A 24,860-nucleotide genomic window follows, 5' to 3' on the forward strand; every position below is an offset into this window, starting at 1 on the left:
CCATGCAGATTTCGGTAAATGAGTTCCTGACACCCCGCCATATTGATGTGCAGGTTGTCAGTCCAACCCGCGCCAAGATCACTCTCGAGCCTCTCGAGCGTGGTTTCGGCCACACCCTGGGCAACGCGCTGCGCCGCATCCTGTTGTCCTCAATGCCCGGCTGCGCAGTAGTCGAGGCCGAGATTGACGGTGTGCTCCACGAGTACAGCGCCATCGAAGGTGTACAGGAAGACGTAATTGAAATCCTGTTGAACCTTAAAGGTCTGGCTATCAAGCTGCACGGCCGTGACGAAGTTACGCTGACCTTGTCGAAGAAGGGTTCGGGGGTGGTTACCGCTGCCGATATTCAGCTGGATCATGATGTCGAGATCGTTAATCCCGATCACGTAATCGCTAACCTGGCGTCTAACGGCGCCCTGAACATGAAGCTCACCGTAGCTCGTGGTCGTGGTTATGAACCAGCCGACTCGCGTCAGAGCGATGAAGACGAAAGCCGCAGCATCGGTCGCTTGCAGCTCGACTCTTCGTTCAGCCCGGTTCGCCGTATCGCATACGTGGTGGAAAACGCCCGTGTCGAACAGCGTACCAACCTGGACAAGCTGGTTATTGATCTGGAAACCAACGGTACTCTGGATCCTGAAGAGGCTATCCGTCGTGCTGCAACCATTCTGCAACAGCAGTTGGCTGCGTTCGTCGACCTCAAAGGTGACAGTGAGCCAGTGGTTGTCGAGCAGGAAGACGAGATCGATCCGATCCTGCTTCGCCCGGTTGACGATCTGGAACTGACTGTACGTTCGGCTAACTGCCTTAAGGCGGAAAACATCTACTACATCGGTGACCTGATTCAGCGTACCGAAGTAGAGCTGTTGAAGACTCCGAACCTGGGCAAGAAATCCTTGACTGAAATCAAGGACGTTCTGGCCTCCCGCGGTCTGTCCCTCGGCATGCGCCTCGACAACTGGCCGCCTGCAAGTCTTAAGAAGGACGACAAGGCGACTGCCTGATCGTCGTAATCACCGAACGTAGTGTTTGGTAAGGAATGAACCATGCGTCATCGTAAAAGTGGTCGCCACCTGAGCCGCACCAGCTCGCACCGCAAGGCCATGTTCCAAAACATGGCTGTGTCGCTGTTCGAGCACGAGCTGATCAAAACTACTCTGCCAAAAGCCAAAGAACTGCGCCGCGTTGCCGAGCCGCTGATCACTCTGGCCAAGACAGACAGCGTTGCTAACCGTCGTCTGGCTTTCGACCGTACTCGTTCGAAAGCTATCGTTGGTAAGCTCTTCAACGACCTGGGCAAGCGTTACGCTACCCGTGAGGGTGGCTACCTGCGCATCCTCAAGTGCGGTTTCCGCGCTGGCGACAACGCGCCTATGGCGTACGTCGAACTGGTTGATCGTGCTGTTGGCGGCGAAGCTGTATCCGCTGAGTAAGACGTCAGTCTGAAACAAAGAACCGGGCCTAGTGCCCGGTTTTTTGTGCCCGTAAGAAATGTGCGGTTCGTACAAGCTTCTACCCTGTCTGGGTCTGCACTATGTGTGGGGATCTTTCGTTAGTTTTTTTCTATTGACTGCCATAAGTTAATGAATTTGTGGCTGTCATGTTGATGATCGATACTCCCCAACAAGCCGATTAGCCGGCAGTTCAAGACTACAGAGGACGAAGATCGCATGAGCCAGAACAAGACGCTTACGACTGCCAGCGGCGCGCCAGTCGCCGACAACCAGAACTCCCGCTCCGCTGGGCCGCGTGGTCCGTTGTTGCTCGATGACTTTCACTTGATCGAGAAGCTTGCCCATTTCAATCGCGAAAACATTCCTGAGCGCCGCGTGCATGCCAAGGGTTCGGGCGCCTACGGTACTTTCACCGTCACTCGCGATATCACGCAGTACTCCAGCGCCAGGCTGTTCTCTGCTGTAGGCAAGCAGACCCCGACTTTCCTGCGATTTTCCACAGTAGGCGGTGAGCGCGGATCGGCCGACACCGAGCGTGACCCTCGTGGATTCGCCCTGAAGTTCTACACTGAAGAAGGCAACTGGGACATTGTTGGCAACAACACACCGGTGTTCTTCATTCGCGATCCGCTGAAATTCCCTGACTTTATCCACACCCAGAAACGCCTGCCGCAAAGCAACCTGAAAAGTGCGCAGATGATGTGGGATTTGTGGTCGCACTCGCCCGAGGCGCTGCATCAGGTCACCATTCTGTTTTCTGACCGAGGCATTCCTGACGGCTATCGCCACATGCACGGTTTCGGCAGTCACACGTACAGCCTGATCAACGCTCAAGGCGAGCGTCACTGGGTGAAGTGGCATTACAAGACCAAGCAAGGGATCAAGAACCTTGCGCCGGCTGAGGCAGCGCGCCTGGCGGGCACTGATCCGGATTACGCGCAGCGTGACCTGTTCGAGGCTATCGAGCGCGGTGATTTTCCGAAATGGCGTGTGTGCATCCAGATCATGACCGAAGCCCAGGCCGCGGCGCATTACGAGAACCCGTTCGACGTGACCAAGACCTGGTCGCAGAAAGAGTTCCCGCTGATCGAAGTCGGTGAGCTGGAGTTGAATCGCAACCCGCTGAACTACTTTGCTGAAGTCGAGCAGGCGGCGTTCGGTCCAAGCAACATGGTTCCGGGTGTCGGTCTTTCACCGGACCGCATGTTGCAAGGTCGCGTGTTCGCCTATGCCGATGCGCATCGCTATCGCGTAGGCACCAATCACCAGCAACTGCCGGTAAACGCCCCGCGCAGCCCGGTCAACACCTACCAGCGTGATGGTTCGATGGCTTTTGGCAGTAACGGTGGCGCGGCACCGAACTACGAGCCGAACAGCTACGTAGAGTCGCCGAAACAAGCGCCACACTACGCCGAACCTGCACTGGCCTTGAGCGGTGCGGCTGACCGTTACGATCATCGCGAAGACGCCGACTACTACAGCCATGCGGGCGCGCTGTTCCGTTTGATGAGCGACGAGCAGAAAGCTTTGCTGGTGGGCAATATCGCAGGTGCCATGGCGGGTGTTTCCAGTGATGTCATCGACCGCCAGTTACAGCATTTCCACAAGGCCGATCCGGCGTATGGAGAAGCAATCGCAAAGCTGCTCAACGTACAGCTTAACGAAGTCTAAACGAGAAGCAGAACCGCCCTCATTAGGGCGGGTTTTGCGTTATTTAACCTGCTTTTCTCAGAATATCTTCGCTTTTATTGCGCGAAGTGAGTGACCTTGCAGTCATGTTGGTTCAAACTACAGACTTTCAAGAAGGGAGATGTAGGGCGATGCAAGGCCACCCAGACGTTATCGATTACCTCAACACGTTGCTGACCGGCGAACTGGCCGCCCGTGACCAATATTTCGTTCACTCGCGGATGTATGAGGACTGGGGATTCACCAAGCTCTACGAACGAATCAACCACGAGATGGAAGAGGAAGCCGGTCATGCCGATGCGCTGATGCGCCGGATTCTGATGCTCGAAGGCACCCCGCGCATGCGTCCGGATGATCTGGATGTCGGCACCACAGTGGAAACCATGCTCGAAGCGGATCTGCGTCTTGAGTACAAGGTGCGTGCTGCACTGTGCAAAGGCATCGAGCTGTGCGAGAAGCATGGCGACTACGTCAGCCGTGACATCCTCAAGCTTCAGTTGCACGACACTGAAGAAGATCACACCTACTGGCTTGAAAAGCAGTTGGGCCTGATCAAGCTGATCGGCATTCAGAACTACCTGCAATCTCACACATCCTGATTGCGTCAGATACAAAAAAGCCCCTGTCACTGACGAAGTGACAGGGGCTTTTTCATGCCCGGCGATCAGGCCCGATCGCGGATCAGCAGGGGCTTGAGGTAATGACCTGTATGAGACTGTTTCATCTCGGCTACTTCCTCCGGCGTACCGGTGGCGATGATCTGTCCACCTTTCGAACCTCCCTCGGGGCCAAGGTCCACCAGCCAGTCGGCGGTCTTGATCACGTCGAGGTTGTGCTCGATCACCACCACGGTGTTGCCGTGGTCGCGCAGGCGATGCAGTACGTCGAGCAGTTGCTGGATATCCGCGAAGTGCAGACCGGTGGTCGGCTCGTCGAGGATGTACAGGGTCTTGCCGGTATCGCGCTTGGACAGCTCGCGGGACAACTTGACCCGCTGTGCTTCGCCACCAGACAGTGTCGTGGCTGATTGCCCGAGCTTGATGTACGACAGGCCCACATCCATCAGCGTCTGCAGTTTGCGCGCCAGTGCCGGCACCGCGTCGAAGAACTCCCGCGCTTCCTCGATCGTCATCTCGAGGGTTTCGTGGATGCTCTTGCCCTTGTATTTGATCTCCAGGGTTTCGCGGTTATAGCGCTTGCTCTTGCACACGTCGCACGGGACGTAGATGTCCGGCAGGAAGTGCATTTCAACCTTGATCAGACCGTCGCCCTGGCAAGCCTCGCAACGACCGCCCTTGACGTTGAACGAAAAGCGCCCCGGGCCATAACCACGAGAGCGGGATTCCGGCACGCCGGCAAACAGTTCGCGAATCGGCGTGAACAGGCCGGTGTAGGTCGCCGGGTTGGAGCGTGGCGTACGACCGATCGGGCTCTGGTCGATATCGACGACCTTGTCCAGATGCTCCAGGCCCTTGATGCTGTCGTGGGCTGCAGCTTCGAGAGTGGTTGCGCCATTGAGTGCCGTGGCGCTTAGCGGGAACAGCGTGTTGTTGATCAATGTCGATTTGCCTGAGCCGGAAACGCCGGTCACGCAAGTCAGCAAGCCGATCGGGATCTCCAGGTCGACATTGCGCAGGTTGTTGCCCCGCGCGCCCTTGAGCGACAGCACCTGCTTCTTGTTGCGCGGTGTGCGCTTGGCCGGCACTTCGATCTTCACTCGGCCCGACAGGTATTTGCCGGTGAGCGAGTCCGGGTGGGCCATGACTTCGTCCGGTGTGCCTTCGGCGACGATTTGCCCGCCATGGACCCCGGCGCCAGGGCCGATATCCACTACGTAGTCGGCCAGACGGATTGCGTCTTCATCGTGCTCGACCACGATCACCGTGTTACCGATATCGCGCAGATGCTTGAGGGTGCCGAGCAGGCGATCGTTGTCACGCTGGTGCAGGCCGATGGACGGCTCATCGAGGATGTACAGCACCCCGACCAGGCCCGCGCCGATCTGACTGGCCAGACGAATCCGCTGTGCCTCGCCGCCGGACAGTGTGTCGGCGCTGCGATCCAGCGACAGGTAGTCCAGGCCCACGTTGACCAGGAACTGCAGACGCTCGCGGATTTCCTTGAGAATCTTGTCGGCGATTTCGCCACGGCGGCCGGTCATCTTCAGCTCGCCGAAGTAGTTGCAGGCATCGCCGATCGGCAGGTTGGTCACCGCCGGCAGGGTTTTCTCGCCAACCCACACATGTCGCGCTTCACGACGCAGGCGCGTGCCGCGACAGTCCGGGCACGACTGGGTGCTGAGGAACTTCGCCAGTTCTTCGCGTACGCTCGCCGATTCGGTTTCGCGGTAGCGACGCTCGAGGTTCGGCACGATGCCTTCGAACGGGTGCGAGCGCTTGACGATGTCGCCCCGGTCGTTGAGGTATTTGAAGTCGACGTTCTGCGAGCCGCTGCCGTGCAGGATGTATTTCTGTTGATCGGCTGGCAGTTCGTTGAACGGCTGCTCCAGGCTGAAACCGTAGTGCGCGGCCAAAGAGCCGAGCATCTGGAAGTAATAGACGTTGCGCCGGTCCCAGCCGCGTATTGCGCCTTCGGCCAGCGTCAGTTCACCGTTGACCAGTCGTTTGATGTCGAAGAACTGTTTCACCCCCAGACCGTCGCAGGTCGGACAGGCACCGGCCGGGTTGTTGAAGGAAAACAGCTTGGGTTCCAGCTCGCTGATCGCATGGCCGCAGATCGGGCAGGCGAAGCGCGCGGAGAAGATCATCTCTTCGCCCGGCTCGTCGTCCATCGGTGCCACGAGAGCGATGCCGTCCGCCAGTTTCAGTGCGGTCTCGAAGGATTCGGCCAGACGTTGCTGCAGATCGGCGCGAACCTTGAAACGGTCGACTACCACCTCGATCGAGTGCTTCTTCTGTTTGTCCAGTTTCGGCAGCTCGTCCAGCTCGCAGAGCCGGCCGTTGACCCTGGCGCGGACGAATCCCTGGGCACGCAGCTCTTCGAACACTGACAGATGCTCGCCCTTGCGCTCGCGGATCACCGGCGCCAGCAACATCAGCTTGCTGCCTTCCGGCTGGGCCAGCACCAGGTCGACCATCTGGCTGACGGTCTGCGCTTCCAGCGGAATGTCGTGATCCGGGCAGCGCGGTGTACCGACGCGGGCATAAAGCAGACGCAGGTAGTCGTAGATTTCGGTGATGGTGCCGACCGTGGAACGCGGGTTGTGCGAGGTCGACTTCTGTTCGATGGAGATCGCCGGCGACAGGCCTTCGATGGTGTCGACGTCGGGTTTTTCCATCATCGACAGGAACTGCCGGGCATAGGCCGACAGGGATTCGACATAGCGGCGCTGACCTTCGGCGTACAGCGTGTCGAAGGCCAGGGACGACTTGCCGGATCCGGACAGGCCGGTGATGACGATCAGTTTGTCCCGTGGCAGGGTCAGGTCGATGTTCTTCAGGTTGTGGGTGCGGGCCCCACGAATCAGGATCTTGTCCAAAATGGCCTCGCTCGGCGGGCGTCGAAAACACAGGAGTATACGGCCAAATACTGGATGGATGCACACTATCAAATGAAGGGTTTTCTGCCTTGCATGAAGAGAGTTTCATCTATACGCGTCATAGCGTCGCGATATACCCCGTCTTTCGATGGGACTGGTAGAATCGCCGCCGGTTCACACGAGGTTTTTCCATGCACGATCCCCACAGCGAACGCATGAGTGGCAGCGAGACCCGCGCGGCGAGCGGTCTGGCCCTGGTGTTCGCCTTCCGTATGCTTGGCATGTTCATGGTGCTGCCGGTACTGGCAACCTATGGCATGGATCTGGCGGGAGCGACCCCGGCCCTCATCGGGCTGGCGATTGGCGCTTACGGCCTGACCCAGGCGCTTTTCCAGATTCCGTTCGGGATCATTTCCGACCGTATCGGCCGTCGTCCGGTGATTTACCTGGGACTGATCGTCTTCGCCCTCGGCAGCGTGCTGGCGGCCCAGGCCGATTCGATCTGGGGCGTGATCGCCGGTCGTGTCCTGCAAGGCGCCGGGGCGATTTCCGCTGCGGTCATGGCACTGCTTTCCGACCTGACCCGCGAACAGCACCGCACCAAAGCGATGGCGATGATCGGCATGACCATCGGCCTGTCGTTTGCCGTGGCCATGGTGGTCGGCCCGTTGCTGACTCGCGCATTTGGTCTTTCCGGCCTGTTCCTGGCCACCGGCGGCATGGCGCTGGTCGGGATCGTGATCGTGCTGTTCATGGTGCCGAAGTCCACCGGGCCGCTGAGTCATCGGGAATCCGGTGTGGCGCGTCAGGCATTGATGCCGACGCTCAAGCACCCGGACCTGCTGCGCCTGGATCTGGGCATTTTTGTGTTACATGCGATGTTGATGTCGAGCTTCGTCGCGCTGCCCCTGGCCCTGGTGGAAAAAGCCGGGCTGCCCAAGGAACAGCACTGGTGGGTCTACCTCACAGCCTTGCTGATCTCGTTCTTCGCCATGATCCCGTTCATCATCTACGGCGAGAAGAAACGCAAAATGAAACGAGTTTTGCTCGGCGCCGTCATGACGTTGATGCTCACTGAGCTATTCTTCTGGCAGTTCGGTGACAGCCTGCGGGCTCTGGTGATCGGGACGGTGGTGTTCTTTACCGCGTTCAATCTGCTGGAAGCTTCGCTGCCGTCGCTGATCAGCAAGGTTTCACCGGCAGGTGGCAAGGGCACGGCGATGGGCGTGTACTCCACCAGCCAGTTCCTCGGTTCGGCACTCGGCGGGATTCTCGGCGGCTGGATGTTCCAGCATGGCGGTCTGTCGGTTGTGTTCCTCGGATGTGCCGGGCTGGCTGCCATCTGGCTGGCCTTTGCTGTTACCATGCGCGAACCTCCCTACGTGACGAGCCTGCGCTTGCCGTTGTCGCCCGAGGCGATCCGCGAAGCGGGTCTGGTCGAGCGCCTCAGGGCCCTCGTGGGGGTAACAGATGCAGTGATAGTCGCCGATGAAGCGGCTGTTTACATCAAACTGGATAAAGAATTAGTGGATCGCGACACCCTCGAACGCCTGGTGAACAACCCGGCCGAGGCTGCTTGCGAAGCCTAGGAGAACGTTATGGCCCGTGGGGTTAACAAAGTCATATTGGTCGGCACTTGCGGCCAGGATCCCGAAGTTCGCTACTTGCCTAACGGTAACGCCGTGACCAACCTGAGTCTGGCAACCAGCGAACAGTGGACCGACAAGCAGACTGGTCAGAAGGTCGAGAAGACCGAGTGGCACCGCGTATCGATGTTCGGCAAGGTTGCCGAAATCGCCGGCGAATACCTGCGCAAGGGTTCGCAGGTGTACATCGAAGGCAAGCTGCAGACCCGCGAGTGGGAAAAAGACGGTATCAAGCGTTACACCACCGAAATCGTGGTCGACATGCAAGGCACCATGCAACTGCTCGGCGGCCGTCCACAGCAGGGCGACCAGCAAGGCGGTGGCAACAACTATCAGCAGCAGGCGCCACGCCAACAGGCTCCGCGTCCGCAGCAGTCGGCTCCTCAGCAGCGTTCGGCCCCGGCTCCACAGCAAGCCGCACCGCAACCAGCCCCGGATTTCGACAGCTTCGATGACGACATTCCGTTCTGATTCTTCGCTGTATCCGCTTTGAATAAAAAGGCCCGTCGCTGAACACGACGGGCCTTTTTCATGGGCGCAGGTTTTTCAGTCAAGAATCAGGTGTGGCAAGAACCGGCTCGAATCCTTGGTGATCAAGCTGTTGTCTTCGCGCACGCCAATCCCCGCCGCCTGATCGCCTATGACCCAGGAACCGATCAGCGTGTAGCTGTCATCGAACTTCGGCAGCGGCGCAAATTCCTGCAGGATGAAAGGCGCATCCGTGTAGGGGCCGTCCTCTTTGACGATCAGGCCTTCGGCTGTTTGCAACTCGATGTTGGCACCTTCGCGGGAGAAGTACGGTTTGCGCACCCAGCCTTTCGGTACAGCGCTGCCCGGATTCGGATCGAGATGGGCGGCCAGCAGATTCGGATGGCCCTTGTGCAATTCCCAGAGCAGAGGCAGGGCGCCTTTATTGGAAAGAATGGCCTTCCACGCCGGTTCGAAAAACTGCGTATCGCAATCGGCAATGGCCGCACCGAACGGTTCGTGGAAGATGAACTCCCAGGCATGCAGCTTGAACAGATGCGGGATCCAGCGATGTTCGAGATCGACGAAGCGTCCATCGGCTGTCAGGCCGATGTCTTCGATATCGATGTGTCGGGATTCGATGCCGACCTTCTCCGCGATCAGGCGCAGATAGTCGGTGGTGCCCTTGTCCTCGACGGAGCCTTTCATCGAGGCAAAGTAGAACGGGCGCTTGAGTTTCAGCGCGGCAAAGGCTTCATGCAGTCGGGTATCGATGCTGTTGAACTGGTCGGCATGGCGCGGCAGCATCCCGCGCTCGATGCATTGTTCCAGCCAGCCCCACTGGAACGCCGCGGCCTCGTACAGGCTGGTGGGGGTGTCGTAGTTGAGCTCCAGCAACTTCGCCGGCCCGGTGCCGTTGTAGGAGAAGTCCATGCGCCCATACAGATGCGGATGACCTTCCAGCCACGACGTTCGGATCATGTCGTAGTACGGCGCGGGGATGCTCAGGCGATCGAGCAGTTCCTCGCTGTGCACGACCCGGTCCACCAGATCCATGCACATCTCGTGCAGTTCGGCGGTCGGATCCTCGAGATCGTTTTCGATCTGTGCGAGCGTGAACTGATAATACGCGCGCTCTTCCCAGTAAGGCTCATCGTCGATGGTGTGGAACAGAAAGCCGAGGCTTTCGGCCGTCTGTTTCCAGTCGTGGCGCTCGGCGCAATGGATCTTCTTCATCAGCTGCTCGAACTGCCCCAGCCGCCCCAACCGCTGCGTGCGCTGGACTGGCTGCCGAAACCACCACGGGAAGTAGAGGACGCCACGTTGACCGGTTTGCTCCGGGAGCTGGTGTAGTCCGAATTGCTGCGAGTGGTCGGCGCCGATTCGATACGCCGGTTCAGCGTCGAAGTGTCGTACGTCTGACGCGTATCGCGGTCGCGATACACCGTCCGCGAGTTGTTGCTCATGGCATTGCCGATCAGCCATCCGGTGAGCCAGCCGTTGCTCGACCCGCCACCGCTGGAAACGTGGGTCGTGCTCTGAGTTGTCTGGGCAGGTTCGGCATTGCCCGCCGGCATCTGCGCATTGGCAATCGCATCGAGGTTCTGTGCCGGTTCGGAATTTTGCGCCACCTTGAAACCACCGAGTTTCGGTGCAAAGCGGCCGTCGGAATTCTTCTGACACCAGCCGGCGGCAAAGTCTGCGTCGCACTTCGCTTTGTCGTCATAGGCCGGGGCGATGCGCCGGTGCTCGGCCAGGGCCGCGACGTAGGCATTCGAGCAGGCATCGGCTGCCACTTCGGCGTCGACGCACTGTTCCACGCTCTGGAAGGTGCGCTGTTGTTCCTGCGCGGCCGCTTCACCGGAAATCGCCAGGGCCACCGAAGCGGCCAGGGACAGTTGAACGTACTTGCTTCGTTTCATCTCGGGCTTCCTGCCGATCAGTAGGACGGGGTCATGCAGGCGGCGTTGAGCATGCCGACGCTGATCGCCACCGCTGCCACGTAGATGCCGGCGGCCACTTCACCGTTGGCGATGCGCTGGGACGTGCCCTTGAGCACCAGCCCGGTGGCCAGAAATGCCAGCAGTTGTACCGCGGCCGCAATCACGGCCCAGAGGACGAAGTCGAGGACGTTGATCGAGTGGGCGATGATGTTGCTTGCCGGTATCGCGAAACCGATGATCGCACCCGACAGGGCAATGGCCGCTGCGTTGTTGCCGGAGCGAATCAGCTCGAATTCCTTGTGCGGCGTAATGCGCGTGTAGACGAATTGAAACAGCATGAACAGCAGCACGGCGCCGATCAGGTAGGCGGCGAATCCGATCAGCGCGGCCTTGTTCAGGGAAACGGACAACACTTCCAGCATGGGGAACTTCCTTTTAAATGGTGCTCAGATCGGTGGTGTACAGCGAGATGCCCAGCGATGTGCTCAGGCTGACAGTGCCTTCTTCATCCTGTTCGACGGAGAACAGCAGCAGTTCGCGACGGTCGGTCAGGCCGGTTTCCCGGGCATACAGCATCGAATGGTGTTCGATGGTGTAGGACTCGTCGGGATTGATCACCTGCTCGGTGAGCGGGACCAGTTCGGTCTGGCCGCGTTCGGTGCCCCATTCCCGGGTGAAGGACACGCCGTCATGGGTGTAGGCCGGCAGGCCGATCAGGCTGTTCGGGCCCGCCAGGCGCTGCAGCTCGGCATCGCTGTTGACCGTGACGTAGCTGAGGTAATTGAACAGCGTCACTGATTCGATCTGATCGTCGCCGGTGACATGGACCTGCAGCCAGAAGTCTTCGTTGTTCAGGTAATAGCGATACAGCTTGTTCGACTGGCCGAGGTCGATCCAGCCGGCGCTCCAGATCGCCTGGGCATCGGGAACCCGTACCGAGGTGCTGCCGTCGAGCAGCAGAGCGAGGGTCGTATCGAAGCGGATCGCCTTGCCCTGCGCCAGACCCAGCGGGCCGCTGGCCGCCTCGCGTGCGGGTGTCGAGCCGGTGCCGAGCAAGTTCTTTAACCATCCCATGGGTACATTCCTTGAAGCGGGTGGAAGTGTTCGTTGGCAAAACGCCGCTAGTGTAACGGCCTCGCGACGAACGAGCAGGCAAAAAAGAAGGGCACCCGGTGCCCTTCTTTTCTTCTGGCTGCCCTTACTGGGCCGACTTCTGCTTCAGGCGTTCGAGGATTGCGTTGGCGCTGCCCTCGTTCGGCGTGATGCCGGCCTCGCGCAGTTTGCGCTCCAGATCGTTGCCGGTCGTGGCATCGGCCAGTTCGTCCTGAGCGTTCAGCTCGGCGGCGCGCTGCTTTTGCTTTTCTTGCAGACGGTTCAGGGTGCCGACCGCCGTTTCCAGCTTGCCATTGGCGCCGCCGCTGGCGATGGATGCGCTGACCTGCGCTTTCTGCACGCTGTCACGGGCCTTGGCCATGTCCACTTGCTGACGCAGGCTCTTGATCCGCGCTTCGGCCTTGTTGATGTCCTTGCGCATGTTGTCGGCGTAGGTACCGAACTCGTCGCTCTGGGCTTTCTCGGTGGCCAGGTCGTTGGTCAGGGTCGAAATCGCTTCGGCCACTTCCATCGCCAGGTCTTCACGGCCGGCATTCAGGGCGGAGACCGCCTTGGCTTCCAGGTCCTTGATCTTGGCGTCGTACTCGCTCACGCGATCGGCGGACAGTTTGTGCTTGGCCATGATGGTGACCAGTTCGCGACGAGCGTTGGACAGGGCGCTGTCGGCGTCACGGATTTCCTGATCGAGGATGCGCAGGGCTTGTTGGTCGACAATCGCTTCGCCGACTTCATTGGCGCCGCCGCGCAGTGCGGTGAACAACTTGCTCCAGATGGACTGAGTCATTGGATTTTCCCTGTTGATTACTTGAAGAAGTGTTCGAAGGCTTCGCTGGCGCGCTGCACGTTATCGACCAGGGTTTTCACCTCGGTGACCACGTTGGTCAGGCTCGAATCCGCACTCAGCGCGCCGAACATGTTGTAGACGGTCTGGCCGTTGGGCATGGTTTCGATGCCGATCGACGACAGTGGGAACATTTCCCGGCTGCGCAGTACCGCGTCGTTGAAGGCGCGCACGTCGGTGATCGAATCGATGTCCACCAGTACGGTGTCGACGATGATCTGCTGACCCGCGATGGCGATATGAATCGGCAGGCCGCCGAATTCGTTCATTTCCAGCTTGAGGCTGGGTTCGGAGCTCTGGATCAGGGACAGCGTGATCTCTTGCGAAGCCACCTCGTCCAGTGCCTTGAAAGCGTTGTAGAGGCTATCGATGTTCCAGTTGTTGCCTGCGCTCATGTAATTCTCCGACATGAATGAGCCAGCCAGAATCGGTTGGCGTAGCTGTTGCTCCATTTGCTTGAGCAAGCTTCGGTTTTCGGGAAGCACCCAAGTTTCGTGTTTCACATAACCGGCGGCAGCCAGGCCCGCGCGCATCTGCTTCATGTAGAAGCTGGATGGTTTTTTCACGGACGTTGTCGAGCGCACTCCCTTCGGGCTCTCCGATTTTGTTGGCGGGGAGTTGCTTTTCATGGCGATGACTCCGTTATGAACATCTCACGCGTGAGCCACACTACAATCAATTCAAAGTGCCATCAATGGCTCACGCGTGAGATTTTCTCAGCCCACGAAAAAAAGCCCGTAACAGGGCGGGCCGGGTTTCATTTCACAAACGTGCGACAGGCACTCAACGACTGTTGGAGAGGAACTCCTGCGCGCAAACCACACTGGCGTAGGCGAACGCCAGCGAAGACATGAATGCCGCATGCACCTGAGCGGCCGGCACGGTCAGGCCATTGAATTCCAGGTCGCGGGTGGCGCAGGCATCGTGGATCACTGTGACCGTATAGCCCAGGTCTGCCGCTGCCCGGACCACGCCGTCGATGCACATGTGGCTCATGCTGCCGACCACCACCAGTTCCTTGATGTCTTGTTCGTCCAGGATCGATTGCAGCTCGGTTTCGCGGAACGCGTTGACGAAGTGCTTGAGCACCACGGGTTCATCGGCGCGGTTGAGTACCTTGGGGTGCAGCCTTGCGCCCTCGGAGCCCGGGGTAAAGAACGGGGCATCCGCCGAGGTGAATTCGTGACGGATGTGGATCACCGGATCACCCGCTTCACGGAACGCGGCGATCAGTCGGGCGGCATTGTCGGCGGCGGCATCGACGCCTGTCAGCGGCCACTTGCCTTGGGGGAAGTAGTCGTTCTGGATATCGACTACGATGAGTGCTTGCCTGGCCATGGGGGTGTCCTCGAAGTGTTGTTGGCAGTGGATTGAGTATTGGCGCTGGTCACGGTTTCGAGGATTGGCCGCACCGACAATAGACAGGGGAAAACTGACAATGGGCGTTGAAAGGGCCGTTGCCGAGCTGGGCGTGCTGATTTATCCCGGCGCGCAAATGGCGGCGGTGCATGGCTTGACCGACCTGTTCGGCGTGGCCGACCGGATCGCTGTCGAGCATCAGACCGTACAATTGCCGCGGCTGCGCGTAAGTCACTGGCAGGTCGAGAACGAGCAGGCTCCGGTCAGGGTTTACGACAGTCATCCCGCGGAAGAAACGGGTTTGCTGGCGGTGCTGATCCCACCTTCGATCGCCGGGTTCAGCGCAGAGCAGGCATCGGCTGGGCTGCTGCAATGGCTGCGCGCCCAGCATGCCCGTGGTGCGACGCTGGGTGGCGTTTGCGTAGGCTCGTGGTTGCTGGCTGAAAGCGGACTGCTCAATGGTCGCAGTGCCACCACTCACTGGACCTCGGCCAAGGCCTTTGCCGAGCGCTATCCGGATATCAATCTCAAGGCGGATACACCGATTGTCGATGATGGCGACCTGATCACCACGGCCGGTCTGATGGCCTGGTCGGAATTGGGGTTGCGGCTGGTTGATCGTTTGTTGGGGCCGAGCATCGCCAGCGCCACCGCGCGGTTTCTGGTGATGGATCACAGCGACAGCGCCAGTGCCTGCGGCAGCAATTTTGCGCCGATTCTCAGTCATGGCGATGCCGCGATTCTCAAGGTCCAGCACTGGCTGCAAAGTACCGGCGCGACCGACGTGTCGCTGGCGGCGATGGCCGGGCGCTCGGGCCTGGAAGAACGCACCTTTCTGCGCCGGTTCCGGGCCGCGACCGGCCTGAAACCCACCGAGTACTGCCAGCACCTGCGGGTTGGCAAGGCCCGGGAAATGCTCGAGTTCACCAACGGCACCATCGACCACATCGCGTGGACGGTGGGGTATCAGGATCCGGGAGCGTTTCGCGCCATCTTCAAGAAAATCACCGGGCTGGCGCCGAGTGACTACCGCAATCGGTTCGGCGTGAGCCCGCCGCCGGCGCTGGCGAGATAGCACCACGCGGTCGTGCAAAATGCCGCGATCATGGCGGCCATCGTGCAGATTGAAACGGGCGCAAGGCCAGTACGAAAAGACTAATTGACTGATCTGCAAGGGTTTTGCCGCTGCCGTCGGTTGGCCTGATCTCTGCACCCTCTCCCCTACATTCACCGAGCCGCTGGAAGGGGGGCGCATGACCCCGATACCTCGCAACAAAATAGTGGTCGCCCATTCCGTACGCCCCGACGCGCCGCAACACGAAGTGCAGACCAACAAGGCGCTGGCCCGTTGGCTGGCGCAGATTCTCGGGCTGAAATTCGGCGGCAGTTACGACGCGCAAAAGCACAAGGGCCGTGACCTGTATCTGTTGCCGACCCAAACCATCGTCGGCGCCGCCAAAGCTCTGGAAATGGGGATCAAGGGCCCGGACGATCTGTGGGGCGGTTTCGTCGAACACGATTTCATCTGCACCAAAGCCATCAGCCATGGCTTGCGCAGCCATCAGGCCAAAGCACCGCAAGGCTGGTCGCCACTGTTTTCCGAACGCATTCGCAATGTCGTGCTCGACGGGCTCAGTGTGTTCGCCCTGGAAGATGCACGACCTGCCGCCGAACATTTGCTCTACAGCGGGCCGATTCGCCTCAAGCCGATCCACGCCTGTGCCGGGCGCGGTCAGGAAGTGGTCAAGAGCCTGGATGCGTTCGACGAAATCCTCGCCCGACCCGAGGCTGCAACGCTGTTCAGTGAAGGCGTGGTGCTGGAGCAGGACCTGAGCCAGGTCGTCACCCACAGCGTCGGCCAGTCGTTCATCGGCGACCGGGTGCTCAGTTACTGTGGTGATCAATACTTGACCGAAGATGCCCGCGGCGAAGAGGTCTATGGCGGTTCAAACCTGCTGGTGGTGCAGGGCGGTTATGACGACTTGCTGAAACTGGATCTGCCGGACGATGTGCGGTTGGCCATCGAGCAGGCACAGGTTTTTGACCGGGCGGCGGATGAAGCCTATCCACGGTTCTACGCTTCGCGACGCAACTATGACATCGCCCAGGGCCTGGACAATGAAGGCCAGCCGCGCAGCGGCGTCCTCGAACAGTCCTGGCGCATGGGCGGCGCCAGCAGTGCCGAAGTGGCGGCGTTGCAGAGTTTCGTCAACGACCCTTCGATGCGCGCGATCCGCGTCTCGTCGGTGGAAACCTATATCGACCGTGCCCTGCCGGCGGACGCCATCGAGGTCTATCGCGGCCCGGCCGAGAACAGCGACTTTCTTCTCAAATACGTAACGGTCCAATCCTATGACGGCTAGAAGTGAAAGCATTCAAATCGACATTGATGACGAGCAGATGAGCGGGACATTCCTCAGTCCCAAATCGAAAGTCCCCGGCGTATTGTTCGTGCACGGCTGGGGCGGCAGTCAGGAGCGGGATCTGGAACGGGCCAAAGGCATCGCCGGCCTGGGCTGTGTGTGCCTGACGTTCGACCTGCGCGGGCACACCGGCGGCACCGGCATTCCGCTGAGCCGGGTCACCCGCGAAGATAACCTGCGTGACTTGCTGGCGGCCTACGACCGGCTGCTCGCCCACCCGGCGCTGGACACTTCGGCCATCGCGGTGGTGGGCACCAGCTATGGCGGTTATCTCGCCTCGATCCTCACCTCATTGCGCCCGGTGCGCTGGTTGGCGCTGCGAGTGCCGGCGCTGTACCGCGACGAACAATGGCACACGCCCAAGCGCGATCTGGACAAGGCCGACCTGCGCGATTATCGCAGCACGCTGATACGCGCCGACAGCAACCGTGCCTTGCACGCCTGCTCGCAATTCACCGGGGATGTGCTGCTGGTGCAGTCGGAAACCGATGACTACGTGCCCCACGCGACGATCATGAGTTACCGCGCTGCGTGCCAGCAGACCCACTCGCTGACCCACCGCATCATCGACGGTGCCGACCATGCCCTGAGCGATCCAACCTCACAGCAGGCCTACACCTCGATCCTCGTCGACTGGATCACCGAAATGGTGGTGGGCGAGCGGTTGAGCATCATTCAGTCCACATGATTTGTGGTGTCTCTTCGGACGCCTTCGCGAGCAAGCCCGCTCCCACATTTGAAATGCGTTCTGCCTGTGGGAGCGGGCTTGCTCGCGAAGGGGCCACCAGCCATAACAAAAAAATCAGGACGGCTTCTTCTCGATCCGCAGCGCCTTGGCCTTGGCTTCCACCACCAGGTACATCAGCACGGTGATCAGCAGCGGCAACAGGAAATAGATCGCCCGATACGCCAGCAGCCCCGCCACCAGGCTGCCGCGTGAAGCCTCGTGTTGCAGCAGCGCCACGAACACCGCTTCCAGCACGCCGAGCCCGGCGGGAATGTGGGTGATGACGCCGGCAATCGCACTGATCAACAGCACCCCGAGCACCAGCGGGTAGTCGAGCTTGCTCGGCAGCAAAGTGAAAATCACCGCTGCCATCAGCGACCAGTTCAGCGCCCCGAGCAGTAACTGCAGGACCGCCATGCGCAGCGACGGCAGGTTGATTTCCACCCCACGAATCGACCACTCGCGCCGCCGGGAAAACTGGCAGGCGACCAGGTACCCGGCACTCACCAACAGCAGCAATACACCAATGCCTTGCAACGCATCGCTGCTGACTTTCCAGCCCGGTGGCATGCGCACCAGTCCGCTGCTGAACACCACACCCGCGATGGTCATGTAGCCGAACCAGTTGGTCGCCAGGCTCAGGCCGAGGATCTTGGCGATGTTGCTTTTGCTCACGCCGAGCCGCGAGTACAACCGATAACGCATGGCGATCCCGCCGACCCAGGCGCTCAAATTAAGGTTGAACGCATAGCTGATGACGCCCACCGGCAGGATCTGTTTCCAGGTCAGGTCCTGACGAATGTAAGTGCGGCCGATCAGATCGAAACTGGCGTACACCAGAAAACTCAGCAGCGTCAGGCTGGAGGCGATGATCAGCGTGCGCACCTTGAAATCGGCGAGGGTTTGCAACACCTCGGCCCATTCGATGCGGCTGGCGAACATCGTCAGCAGAACGATCAGCGCGAGAAAGAACAGCAGGGTCAGCGGACGCTTCCAGCGACTCCAGCGGGACTTGCCCGCCGTTGCCGGATGCACCGCCGCGTGGGCTTCGGAATGGCTCATGAAGGATCGCTCCCAGCGGCAGGGGTAAAGGGTTTGAGCCGTGGTTTGTGCGCCGGCAGCCAGCCGGCCATGGCCGGAAAATGGCGCAGGAAGTGAAACACCAGAAAACCCACGGTCATGTGCCAGATCCGCCCGCGTGGCGATTTCGCGGCGTCCATCGCCTTGCAGTGGTTGTGGCTGAGGTCTTCGAGGCGTTCGAACAAGTGGCGATTGAAGGCGCGGTCGCGGATCAGCACGTTGGCTTCCAGGTTCAGCGAAAGGCTCAGCGGATCAAGATTGCTCGAGCCGACGGTGCTCCATTCCTCGTCCACCAGCGCCACTTTGCCGTGCAGCGGGCGCTCGCAATATTCATGAATCTGCACCCCTGCCTTGAGCAGGTAGTCGTAGGTCATGCGCGCGGCGAGTTTGGCCACCAGCATGTCCGGTTGCCCCTGCAGAATCAGCCGCACCTCGACCCCGCGCCGGGCGGCGTTGCGGATCTCGCGCAGCAGGCGATAGCCGGGAAAGAAGTACGCGTTGGCGATCACCACCCGCCGTTGGGCGCGGCGCAGCACTTGCAAATAGACGTCTTCGATATCGGTGTGGTGGTGGTCGTTGTCGCGAAACACCAGACGCACCTGACCATCGTGATCATCGAACGCCATCTCGGCACGCCGCTGCCGTCGCCGTTGCCACCAGAACCTTGCGCGTCCCGGTCGGCCGCTTTGCAGCAGGGCGAAATGATGGATGTCGGTCACCGCCGGGCCTTGAATCTCCACCGAGTAATCCTGCTTCGCTTCGGGGCCGAAATCGGCCAGGTGATCGCCGGAAAAATTGATCCCGCCGATGAACGCGATCAAGCCGTCGACTACCACGATCTTGCGATGCAGGCGGCGGAACCAGTTGGTGCGGATACCCAGGCGCTTGGGGGCCGGATCGAAGATCTGCAGGTGCACGCCGGCGTCGCTCAGGGCGGTGAGGTAACCGGTGCTCAATTCGCCGCAACCGAAGCCGTCGAAGCTGACGGTGGTGCGCACCCCACGCCGGGCGGCATCGATAAGAATCTCCTGCAATTCCTTGCCGACCTTGTCCTCGAAGACGATGAAAGTCTCCAGCAGGATTTCGCTTTTCGCTGCGCGCATCGCTTCGAACACTCGGGGGAAATACTCCTCGCCGTTTTCCAGCAACTCGACGCGGTTGTTGCCCTGCCAGCGATACTCGACATCGACGGTGCCGGGCTCGCGCACGGGCGGGGTCATGCTGACGGGCTCCACGGCGGATTTCTCCAGCGGTGCGCTGCTCATAGTTCAATCTCCACCGACAGCGGGACGTGGTCGGAAAGGTGTGACCAGGGACGGTTCGCCAGCACTTTGGGCTGACTGGCCTTGAGGTTGCGTACGTAGATCCGATCCAGGCGCAGCAGCGGCAGGCGGGCCGGAAAACTGCGTGCCGGTTTGCCTTGATGCGCCACAAACACTTCGCGCAGGCCACAGGGTTCAAGCAATCCGTCAGCACGCTGGCGCCAGTCGTTGAAATCGCCGGCGACGATCACCGGCGCATCATCGGGCAGTTCGGCCAGGCGCTCGCGCAGCAGGCGCAACTGGTCGTTGCGATGGCTTTCGCGCAGGCCCAGATGGACGCAGATCGCATGCACTTCACGGTCGTCTCCCGGCAGGCGCAGTACGCAGTGCAACAGGCCGCGGTTTTCGTGGCCGCTGATCGAAACGTCGAGGTTGTCATGGCGCACGATCTGGAATTTCGACAGCAGTGCATTGCCGTGATCGCCCTCCGGGTACACCGCGTTGCGTCCGTAGGCGAACTGCGGCCAGAGGCTGTCGGCGAGAAACTCGTACTGCGGCATCGTCGGCCAGTTGTCATAGCGTTTGGGATGGTGCTCGTGGGTGCCGTGGACTTCCTGAAGAAACACCACGTCGGCGGACACGCTGCGCACCGCTTCGCGCAGTTCCGGCAGGATGAAGCGCCGGTTCAGGGCGGTGAAGCCCTTGTGGGTGTTCACCGTCAGCACGGTGAAACGGCGCTCGGTGGTGATGACCGTGGACTGCTCGTCGGTGAAGCCGAGCGGCTCGGGAATGCTCATGCGAGTACTCCTTCGGCGGCCGGTTCGCCGGGCACGGTTTCGAGGTTTTTATCCAGCTCGAAATGCTGCAACAGCCTGCGGGCATCGAAAGGCGCGCGGACCTTGATGTCATTGTCGAAGTAGCAGAAAACCTCGCGGGATTTGCGCGCCCGAGGCTTCAGGCGCGGGGCGATCAGATGGGCGTCGCCCGGTTGCCGGCCATGGTGCCAGGCGTCGATACGTTCGGCCCAGCGCTTGATGGCGGGCTCGGTGTAGCCGCTGGCATAGAGCTCTTGTGCACCGTGCAGACGCAGGTAGACGAAATCGCTGGTGAGGTCTTCATGATACGGCCACTTGCCTGCGGTATCGGCGATCACCAGAGCAGTGTTATAGCGTTTGAGCAGGCGCACGAAATCGACGTCGATGAAACTGTCATGGCGGATTTCCACGGCATGGCGCAAAGGCTTCTTGCCGTAGGCCTTCAGGCTGGCATGGCCATGCAGGTGGGAGTCATGCCGGCGGGCGAGCGCGGCGGCAGCTTCGGTGTCGTGGGGCAGTTGGGCAAGGAAGTGTTCGAAGAGGGACGGATCGAATTTGAAGCTGGGCGGAAACTGCCAGAGGATCGGCCCGAGCTTTTCCTTCAGTTCGAGAATCCCGGAGGCAAAGAAATTCGCCAGGGGTTTTTCGATCTCGCGCAATCGACGGATGTGCGTGATGAAACGCGGTGCCTTGACGCTGAACACGAAACCTTTCGGCGTCTCGGCATACCACTGGGCGTAGCGTTCCGGTCGTTGCAGCGCATAGAACGAGCCATTGATCTCGATGCTGTTGACCGCCCGCGAGGCGAACTGCAGTTCGCGTTTCTGAGCCAGTCCCCGGGGGTAGAAATCCCCGCGCCACGGGGCGTAGCGCCAGCCTGAAATACCGATGTGAATCGTCGCCATCCCGCCCTCCCGTCGAAAGTCCCCGTGTTGCCTCTGTCTGTGGATGACTGCAGACGGTTCGGGAAAGTTTCGACGGGAGTACGGGCGGTCGGTATTCGCAGGATCAGTGGCCAGTGACGACCCGGGTAGAACCGCCCGTGGGGTCGGCATACACCGGGCCCAGTCGGTCGAGGCGACCGCTCAAGGCTGTCAGGGCCAAGGCCACCAGCACCACCATCCCGCCGATCCATGCGGTGTGGATCAGGCCGATGTGCTCGACAATCAACCCGCCACCCCACGCACCGCCGGCAATCCCGAGGTTGAACGCGGCAATGTTCAGGCCCGATGCAACGTCCACGGCTTGTGGTGTGTGATGTTCAGCCTGACGCACCACATATACCTGCAGGCCGGGCACGTTGCCGAAGGCGACGGCGCCCCAGACCAGTACGGTGGCCAGTGCCAGCCACGGGTTGGCGGCGGTGAAGGTGAGCACGAACAGCACGGCGGCGAGCAGGGTGAAGATGATTTTCAGGGCACTGATCGGCCCGCGTTTGTCTGCCAGTTTGCCGCCCCAGATATTGCCGACGGCCACCGACACGCCATACACCAGCAACACCAGGCTGACCGTGCCGGCGCTGAAGCCGGAGAGGTCCTGAAGGATCGGTGCCAGGAACGTGAAGGCGATGAACGAGCCGCCGTAACCGATGGCGGTCATGGCGTACACCAGCAACAGGCGCGGTTGCTTGAGCACCTGCAATTGCTGCAACAGCGACGCCGGTTTGCTGTGAGCGATGTTGTTCGGCACGTAAAGCAGGCTGCCGATGAACGCGATCACGCCGAGTGCCGACACCGCGAGGAAGGTTTCACGCCAGCCGAAATGCTGACCGATGAACGTGCCCAGCGGCACGCCAGTGACCAGTGCCACGGTCAGGCCGGTGAACATGATCGCAATCGCACTGGCGGCTTTTTCCTTGGGCACCAGGCTGGTGGCGATGGTCGAGCCGATGGAGAAGAACACGCCATGGGCCAGACCCGTGACGATCCGCGCCAGCACCAGCGATTCATAACTTGGCGCCAGCCAGGCCAGCAGGTTGCCGAGGGTGAACAGCACCATCAGCGACAGCAGCAACAGTTTGCGCGGGACTTTGCCGGTGAGGGCGGTCAGCACCGGCGCACCGATGGCTACGCCGAGGGCATACAGACTGACCAGCAGACCGGCGGAAGGCAGACTGACGCCAAGATCGGCGCCGATGGTGGGAAGCAGGCCAACGATGACGAACTCGGTCGTCCCGATGGCGAATGCGCTGAGGGTCAGCGCGAGCAGGGCAATGGGCATGACGGCACTCCGGTTGAGGTTTGAATGGAGCGCAGTGTCGGGGTTTGCTGAGGGTGGAAAAATACAGGGATGGGCATTTGATATTTGACCTGAGAGCAAAGATCGAAATGCGGCTCTCAAGGCGTTCTTGAACTTTGCCAAGCCAAAACCGATCAGTTCCTTACAGGTTCAACCAAGGAGCTCTGCGTTTTGACCAGGTTCAGGATCGCGATTCTATTGGGGGCATTGCTGTTGTTCGGCGGCCATGCCGTGCAAGCAGCCAGCCTGCCGGGCGTTCCGGCGGCCATTGAAGAGCCGGCCAAACCGGAGCCGATCGTGCAGGGCGGTCTGCTCGGTGCCATCAGTTCCAGCATCGACGACGTGCAGGACAAACTCGATCTCAACGAGCATCTGGTCGACGCCTGGCGCCTGCGCGCCGACCGGGCGGCGGATGAAGTCGACAGGCTGGTCAATCAGCCATCGGATCGCTCGGGGTGGAGCGTGGCCGGAGATTTCATGATGCTGTCCGGCGTGTGGCTCGGCACCTTTGCTGTGTTGACGGTGCTTGGCAGCGTTCTGGCCAAGCGGATGCGCGAGGGCCGCTGGCTGCGTACCCGCCAGCGCAGCCAGGATCTGCTCGGTTACCTGTTGCCCTACACGCTGCCCGCGCTCATCTGTCTGCCGCTGACCCTGTACGTCAGCCATTTTCTGTCGGCCTCGGTCGGTCGGGCGCTGGCGCTGTGTTTTGCCTACGCCACCAGCAGCGGGATATTTTCCACGTCGATGCTGTTGTGCGTGGTGGTGATGTTCAACACCGGCCACAAGCGACGAGCTGCGCAGATCATTCGCGACTACTGCCCGAAACCGCTGTTCCTGATCGGCTTTCTCGCTGCGTTGAGTGATGCGTTGACCAGCCCGCAGATCGCCCGGCAACTGGGCGGCAACATCACCAGCAGCATCGCGGTGTTCACCGGTCTGCTGGCGTCGATCATCTTCGGTCTGCTGGTGATTCGTTTGCGCCGGCCGGTGGCGCACCTGATCCGTAATCGCCCGCTGGCCCAGCGCCTGAAACAACCGTCGCTGCAGGAATCGCTGCGGATTTTTTCCGGGCTCTGGTACTGGCCGATCGTGCTGATGGTGCTGGTCTCGGCGGTCAATCTGATCGGTATCGGCGAGGACAACCAGAAAGCCCTGCGCTGCGCGTTGCTCACCACGGTGTTGCTGATCGGCACGGTATTTCTCAGCACCGTGCTGCAACACCTGTTCAAGTCGCGCCGGGCCGAGGCGATCCAGCGTAGCAGTGCCTACAAGGAACGCTTTCTCAGCCTGTTGCACGCCTTGCTGCGGATCGTCATCGCGATTGCGTTCATCGATATCCTCGGGCGGATCTGGGGCGTGTCACTGATCGACTTCGCACAAAGCAGCGCGGTCGGCCGGGCGATCAGCAACGCCTTGAGCAGCATCGGCCTGATCTTTCTCGTGACGTGGCTGTTGTGGGTAGTGCTCGACACGGCGATTCAGGAAGCGCTGAAACCGCCGGTCAGCAAACGCTCGGCGCGCCAGCCCAGCACCCGGGTGAAAACCATCCTGCCGCTGCTGCGCAACGCGATCAAAATCATCCTGGTGGTGATCTGTGCGATCACCACCATGGCCAATCTGGGGATCAACGTCGCACCGCTGCTGGCCGGTGCCGGGGTGGTCGGTCTGGCCATCGGTTTCGGCTCGCAACAGCTGGTGCAGGACGTGATCACCGGGCTGTTCATCATCATTGAGGACACCCTGTCGATCGGTGATTGGGTGGTGCTCGATTCCGGGCATGCCGGCACGGTCGAAGGCCTGACCATTCGCACCCTGCGCCTGCGTGACGGCAAGGGCTTCGTGCATTCGGTGCCGTTCGGTCAGATCAAGGCCGTGACCAACCAATCGCGGCAGTTTGCGTTCGCGTTTTTCTCGGTGCAGTTCACCTACGACACCGATGTCGACAAGGCCATCGAGCTGATTCGTCAGGCCGGGGATTCGATTCGCGAAGACCCGTTCCTCAAGTACAACCTGCAAGGTCCGCTGGACGTGTTCGGCGTGGACAGGATGGACCTGAACGGCGTGGTGCTGACCGCACAGTTCCGCACGGTGTCGGGCGGGCAATACGCGGTGAGTCGCGCGTTCAACCAGCGTTTGAAAAAGCTTGTGGATAACAGCCCGTGGGTGCATTTCGCGCAGACTTATCCACAGCAGGTCTTGTTGCCCAGGCGACAGGAAGACGAGGCGCCAGCGGCGCATTCGTCGGTGGTGTTGCCAGCGCAATCGCCGACTCAGTAGGAGTTCTTGTGGTGCATGTACCGGCC

At 60.5% G+C, this 24,860-nt stretch carries 23 protein-coding genes; 10 read left to right on the forward strand and 13 right to left on the reverse strand.

Going from position 1 to position 24,860, the window contains the following annotated elements; all coding sequences use genetic code 11:
* Nucleotides 1-2: 2 nt before the first annotated feature.
* From rpoA to bfr, 4 genes are all read left to right on the forward strand, one after another.
* Nucleotides 3-1,004, forward strand: a complete 1,002-nt coding sequence (rpoA, locus tag J5M72_RS05595) for a DNA-directed RNA polymerase subunit alpha (protein WP_003186012.1) — start codon at nucleotides 3-5, stop codon at nucleotides 1,002-1,004.
* A 42-nt stretch (nucleotides 1,005-1,046) separates the two neighbouring features.
* The gene (gene rplQ, locus J5M72_RS05600) at nucleotides 1,047-1,433 is read left to right on the forward strand and encodes a 50S ribosomal protein L17 (protein ID WP_007955635.1); all 387 of its coding nucleotides are present in this window, start codon (nucleotides 1,047-1,049) and stop codon (nucleotides 1,431-1,433) included.
* 237 nt (nucleotides 1,434-1,670) lie between these two features.
* The gene (locus tag J5M72_RS05605; RefSeq protein WP_207864546.1) at nucleotides 1,671-3,125 is read left to right on the forward strand and encodes a catalase; all 1,455 of its coding nucleotides are present in this window, start codon (nucleotides 1,671-1,673) and stop codon (nucleotides 3,123-3,125) included.
* Between the two features lie 149 nt (nucleotides 3,126-3,274).
* Entirely contained in the window at nucleotides 3,275-3,742 is a 468-nt protein-coding gene (bfr, locus tag J5M72_RS05610; RefSeq protein ID WP_065259514.1) for a bacterioferritin, read from the forward strand.
* 65 nt (nucleotides 3,743-3,807) lie between these two features.
* On the opposite strand, the gene uvrA is transcribed toward bfr, so the two are convergent.
* The gene (uvrA, locus tag J5M72_RS05615) at nucleotides 3,808-6,642 is read right to left on the reverse strand and encodes an excinuclease ABC subunit UvrA (RefSeq protein ID WP_207864555.1); all 2,835 of its coding nucleotides are present in this window, start codon (nucleotides 6,640-6,642) and stop codon (nucleotides 3,808-3,810) included.
* 191 nt (nucleotides 6,643-6,833) lie between these two features.
* On the opposite strand from uvrA, the gene J5M72_RS05620 reads away from it, so the two are divergent.
* A complete protein-coding gene (locus tag J5M72_RS05620; RefSeq protein ID WP_207864557.1) occupies nucleotides 6,834-8,231 on the forward strand; it encodes an MFS transporter in 1,398 nt (465 codons plus the stop codon).
* A gap of 9 nt (nucleotides 8,232-8,240) precedes the next feature.
* A complete protein-coding gene (locus J5M72_RS05625) occupies nucleotides 8,241-8,759 on the forward strand; it encodes a single-stranded DNA-binding protein (protein WP_003228709.1) in 519 nt (172 codons plus the stop codon).
* A gap of 75 nt (nucleotides 8,760-8,834) precedes the next feature.
* On the opposite strand, the gene J5M72_RS05630 is transcribed toward J5M72_RS05625, so the two are convergent.
* The 7 genes from J5M72_RS05630 to J5M72_RS05660 all read right to left on the reverse strand — a co-directional run bounded on the left by J5M72_RS05630 (nucleotide 8,835) and on the right by J5M72_RS05660 (nucleotide 13,991).
* Entirely contained in the window at nucleotides 8,835-9,992 is a 1,158-nt protein-coding gene (locus J5M72_RS05630; RefSeq protein WP_207864559.1) for a glutathionylspermidine synthase family protein, read from the reverse strand.
* Nucleotides 9,992-10,678 (reverse strand): DUF1190 domain-containing protein, encoded by a 687-nt coding sequence (locus J5M72_RS05635; protein ID WP_207864561.1) that lies wholly within the window; start codon nucleotides 10,676-10,678, stop codon nucleotides 9,992-9,994. Before J5M72_RS05635 ends, J5M72_RS05630 begins: the two co-directional genes overlap by 1 nt.
* Before the next feature lie 17 nt (nucleotides 10,679-10,695).
* Complete coding sequence (locus J5M72_RS05640; RefSeq protein WP_207864563.1) at nucleotides 10,696-11,121, reverse strand: DUF350 domain-containing protein; 426 nt, start codon at nucleotides 11,119-11,121, stop codon at nucleotides 10,696-10,698.
* Nucleotides 11,122-11,134: 13 nt separating this feature from the next.
* Complete coding sequence (locus J5M72_RS05645) at nucleotides 11,135-11,773, reverse strand: DUF2491 family protein (protein ID WP_207864565.1); 639 nt, start codon at nucleotides 11,771-11,773, stop codon at nucleotides 11,135-11,137.
* Nucleotides 11,774-11,897: 124 nt separating this feature from the next.
* The gene (locus J5M72_RS05650; RefSeq protein ID WP_169432126.1) at nucleotides 11,898-12,596 is read right to left on the reverse strand and encodes a PspA/IM30 family protein; all 699 of its coding nucleotides are present in this window, start codon (nucleotides 12,594-12,596) and stop codon (nucleotides 11,898-11,900) included.
* A gap of 17 nt (nucleotides 12,597-12,613) precedes the next feature.
* On the reverse strand, nucleotides 12,614-13,282 hold the full coding sequence (locus tag J5M72_RS05655; RefSeq protein WP_169432125.1) for a YjfI family protein: 669 nt from the start codon (nucleotides 13,280-13,282) through the stop codon (nucleotides 12,614-12,616).
* Between the two features lie 154 nt (nucleotides 13,283-13,436).
* Complete coding sequence (locus J5M72_RS05660; protein ID WP_207864567.1) at nucleotides 13,437-13,991, reverse strand: cysteine hydrolase family protein; 555 nt, start codon at nucleotides 13,989-13,991, stop codon at nucleotides 13,437-13,439.
* A 100-nt stretch (nucleotides 13,992-14,091) separates the two neighbouring features.
* On the opposite strand from J5M72_RS05660, the gene J5M72_RS05665 reads away from it, so the two are divergent.
* The 3 genes from J5M72_RS05665 (at nucleotide 14,092) to J5M72_RS05675 (ending at nucleotide 17,123) form a co-directional block, all read left to right on the forward strand.
* Nucleotides 14,092-15,087: a GlxA family transcriptional regulator gene (locus J5M72_RS05665; protein WP_207864569.1), complete on the forward strand. Its 996-nt coding sequence runs from the start codon at nucleotides 14,092-14,094 to the stop codon at nucleotides 15,085-15,087.
* Between the two features lie 178 nt (nucleotides 15,088-15,265).
* The gene (locus tag J5M72_RS05670; protein WP_207864571.1) at nucleotides 15,266-16,375 is read left to right on the forward strand and encodes a DUF3182 family protein; all 1,110 of its coding nucleotides are present in this window, start codon (nucleotides 15,266-15,268) and stop codon (nucleotides 16,373-16,375) included.
* Nucleotides 16,365-17,123, forward strand: coding sequence for an alpha/beta fold hydrolase (locus J5M72_RS05675; protein WP_039771958.1), 759 nt, complete (start codon nucleotides 16,365-16,367; stop codon nucleotides 17,121-17,123). Before J5M72_RS05670 ends, J5M72_RS05675 begins: the two co-directional genes overlap by 11 nt.
* A gap of 114 nt (nucleotides 17,124-17,237) precedes the next feature.
* Here J5M72_RS05675 and J5M72_RS05680 read toward each other — a convergent pair whose 3' ends face one another.
* The 5 genes from J5M72_RS05680 to J5M72_RS05700 form a co-directional block, all read right to left on the reverse strand.
* Nucleotides 17,238-18,224: a lysylphosphatidylglycerol synthase domain-containing protein gene (locus tag J5M72_RS05680; protein ID WP_207864573.1), complete on the reverse strand. Its 987-nt coding sequence runs from the start codon at nucleotides 18,222-18,224 to the stop codon at nucleotides 17,238-17,240.
* Entirely contained in the window at nucleotides 18,221-19,507 is a 1,287-nt protein-coding gene (gene clsB, locus J5M72_RS05685; protein WP_207864576.1) for a cardiolipin synthase ClsB, read from the reverse strand. The genes J5M72_RS05680 and clsB overlap by 4 nt, the downstream gene beginning before the upstream one ends.
* Nucleotides 19,504-20,301 carry an endonuclease/exonuclease/phosphatase family protein gene (locus tag J5M72_RS05690; protein WP_169432118.1) on the reverse strand — a complete coding sequence of 266 codons (798 nt, stop codon included), beginning with the start codon at nucleotides 20,299-20,301 and terminating at the stop codon, nucleotides 19,504-19,506. Before J5M72_RS05690 ends, clsB begins: the two co-directional genes overlap by 4 nt.
* Complete coding sequence (locus J5M72_RS05695) at nucleotides 20,298-21,224, reverse strand: DUF72 domain-containing protein (RefSeq protein WP_169432117.1); 927 nt, start codon at nucleotides 21,222-21,224, stop codon at nucleotides 20,298-20,300. Before J5M72_RS05695 ends, J5M72_RS05690 begins: the two co-directional genes overlap by 4 nt.
* Before the next feature lie 103 nt (nucleotides 21,225-21,327).
* The gene (locus J5M72_RS05700) at nucleotides 21,328-22,539 is read right to left on the reverse strand and encodes an MFS transporter (RefSeq protein WP_169432116.1); all 1,212 of its coding nucleotides are present in this window, start codon (nucleotides 22,537-22,539) and stop codon (nucleotides 21,328-21,330) included.
* Nucleotides 22,540-22,728: 189 nt separating this feature from the next.
* Between J5M72_RS05700 and J5M72_RS05705 the strand changes: the two genes are divergently transcribed.
* A complete protein-coding gene (locus J5M72_RS05705; protein ID WP_207864579.1) occupies nucleotides 22,729-24,834 on the forward strand; it encodes a mechanosensitive ion channel domain-containing protein in 2,106 nt (701 codons plus the stop codon).
* The last annotated feature ends 26 nt before the right edge of the window (nucleotides 24,835-24,860 follow it).

The sequence above is a fragment of the Pseudomonas sp. 58(2021) genome, from assembly GCF_017491585.1.
Lineage (GTDB): Bacteria > Pseudomonadota > Gammaproteobacteria > Pseudomonadales > Pseudomonadaceae > Aquipseudomonas > Aquipseudomonas fluorescens_BT.

Coding starts and splice junctions, on each gene's coding strand:
- rpoA (WP_003186012.1), top strand. CDS start 3: ATGCAGATTTCGGTAAATGAGTTCCTGACACCCCGCCATATTGATGTG.
- rplQ (WP_007955635.1), top strand. CDS start 1,047: ATGCGTCATCGTAAAAGTGGTCGCCACCTGAGCCGCACCAGCTCGCAC.
- J5M72_RS05605 (WP_207864546.1), top strand. CDS start 1,671: ATGAGCCAGAACAAGACGCTTACGACTGCCAGCGGCGCGCCAGTCGCC.
- bfr (WP_065259514.1), top strand. CDS start 3,275: ATGCAAGGCCACCCAGACGTTATCGATTACCTCAACACGTTGCTGACC.
- J5M72_RS05620 (WP_207864557.1), top strand. CDS start 6,834: ATGCACGATCCCCACAGCGAACGCATGAGTGGCAGCGAGACCCGCGCG.
- J5M72_RS05625 (WP_003228709.1), top strand. CDS start 8,241: ATGGCCCGTGGGGTTAACAAAGTCATATTGGTCGGCACTTGCGGCCAG.
- J5M72_RS05630 (WP_207864559.1), bottom strand. CDS start 9,992: ATGAAGAAGATCCATTGCGCCGAGCGCCACGACTGGAAACAGACGGCC.
- J5M72_RS05635 (WP_207864561.1), bottom strand. CDS start 10,678: ATGAAACGAAGCAAGTACGTTCAACTGTCCCTGGCCGCTTCGGTGGCC.
- J5M72_RS05640 (WP_207864563.1), bottom strand. CDS start 11,121: ATGCTGGAAGTGTTGTCCGTTTCCCTGAACAAGGCCGCGCTGATCGGA.
- J5M72_RS05645 (WP_207864565.1), bottom strand. CDS start 11,773: ATGGGATGGTTAAAGAACTTGCTCGGCACCGGCTCGACACCCGCACGC.
- J5M72_RS05650 (WP_169432126.1), bottom strand. CDS start 12,596: ATGACTCAGTCCATCTGGAGCAAGTTGTTCACCGCACTGCGCGGCGGC.
- J5M72_RS05655 (WP_169432125.1), bottom strand. CDS start 13,282: ATGAAAAGCAACTCCCCGCCAACAAAATCGGAGAGCCCGAAGGGAGTG.
- J5M72_RS05660 (WP_207864567.1), bottom strand. CDS start 13,991: ATGGCCAGGCAAGCACTCATCGTAGTCGATATCCAGAACGACTACTTC.
- J5M72_RS05665 (WP_207864569.1), top strand. CDS start 14,092: ATGGGCGTTGAAAGGGCCGTTGCCGAGCTGGGCGTGCTGATTTATCCC.
- J5M72_RS05670 (WP_207864571.1), top strand. CDS start 15,266: ATGACCCCGATACCTCGCAACAAAATAGTGGTCGCCCATTCCGTACGC.
- J5M72_RS05675 (WP_039771958.1), top strand. CDS start 16,365: ATGACGGCTAGAAGTGAAAGCATTCAAATCGACATTGATGACGAGCAG.
- J5M72_RS05680 (WP_207864573.1), bottom strand. CDS start 18,224: ATGAGCCATTCCGAAGCCCACGCGGCGGTGCATCCGGCAACGGCGGGC.
- clsB (WP_207864576.1), bottom strand. CDS start 19,507: ATGAGCAGCGCACCGCTGGAGAAATCCGCCGTGGAGCCCGTCAGCATG.
- J5M72_RS05690 (WP_169432118.1), bottom strand. CDS start 20,301: ATGAGCATTCCCGAGCCGCTCGGCTTCACCGACGAGCAGTCCACGGTC.
- J5M72_RS05695 (WP_169432117.1), bottom strand. CDS start 21,224: ATGGCGACGATTCACATCGGTATTTCAGGCTGGCGCTACGCCCCGTGG.
- J5M72_RS05700 (WP_169432116.1), bottom strand. CDS start 22,539: ATGCCCATTGCCCTGCTCGCGCTGACCCTCAGCGCATTCGCCATCGGG.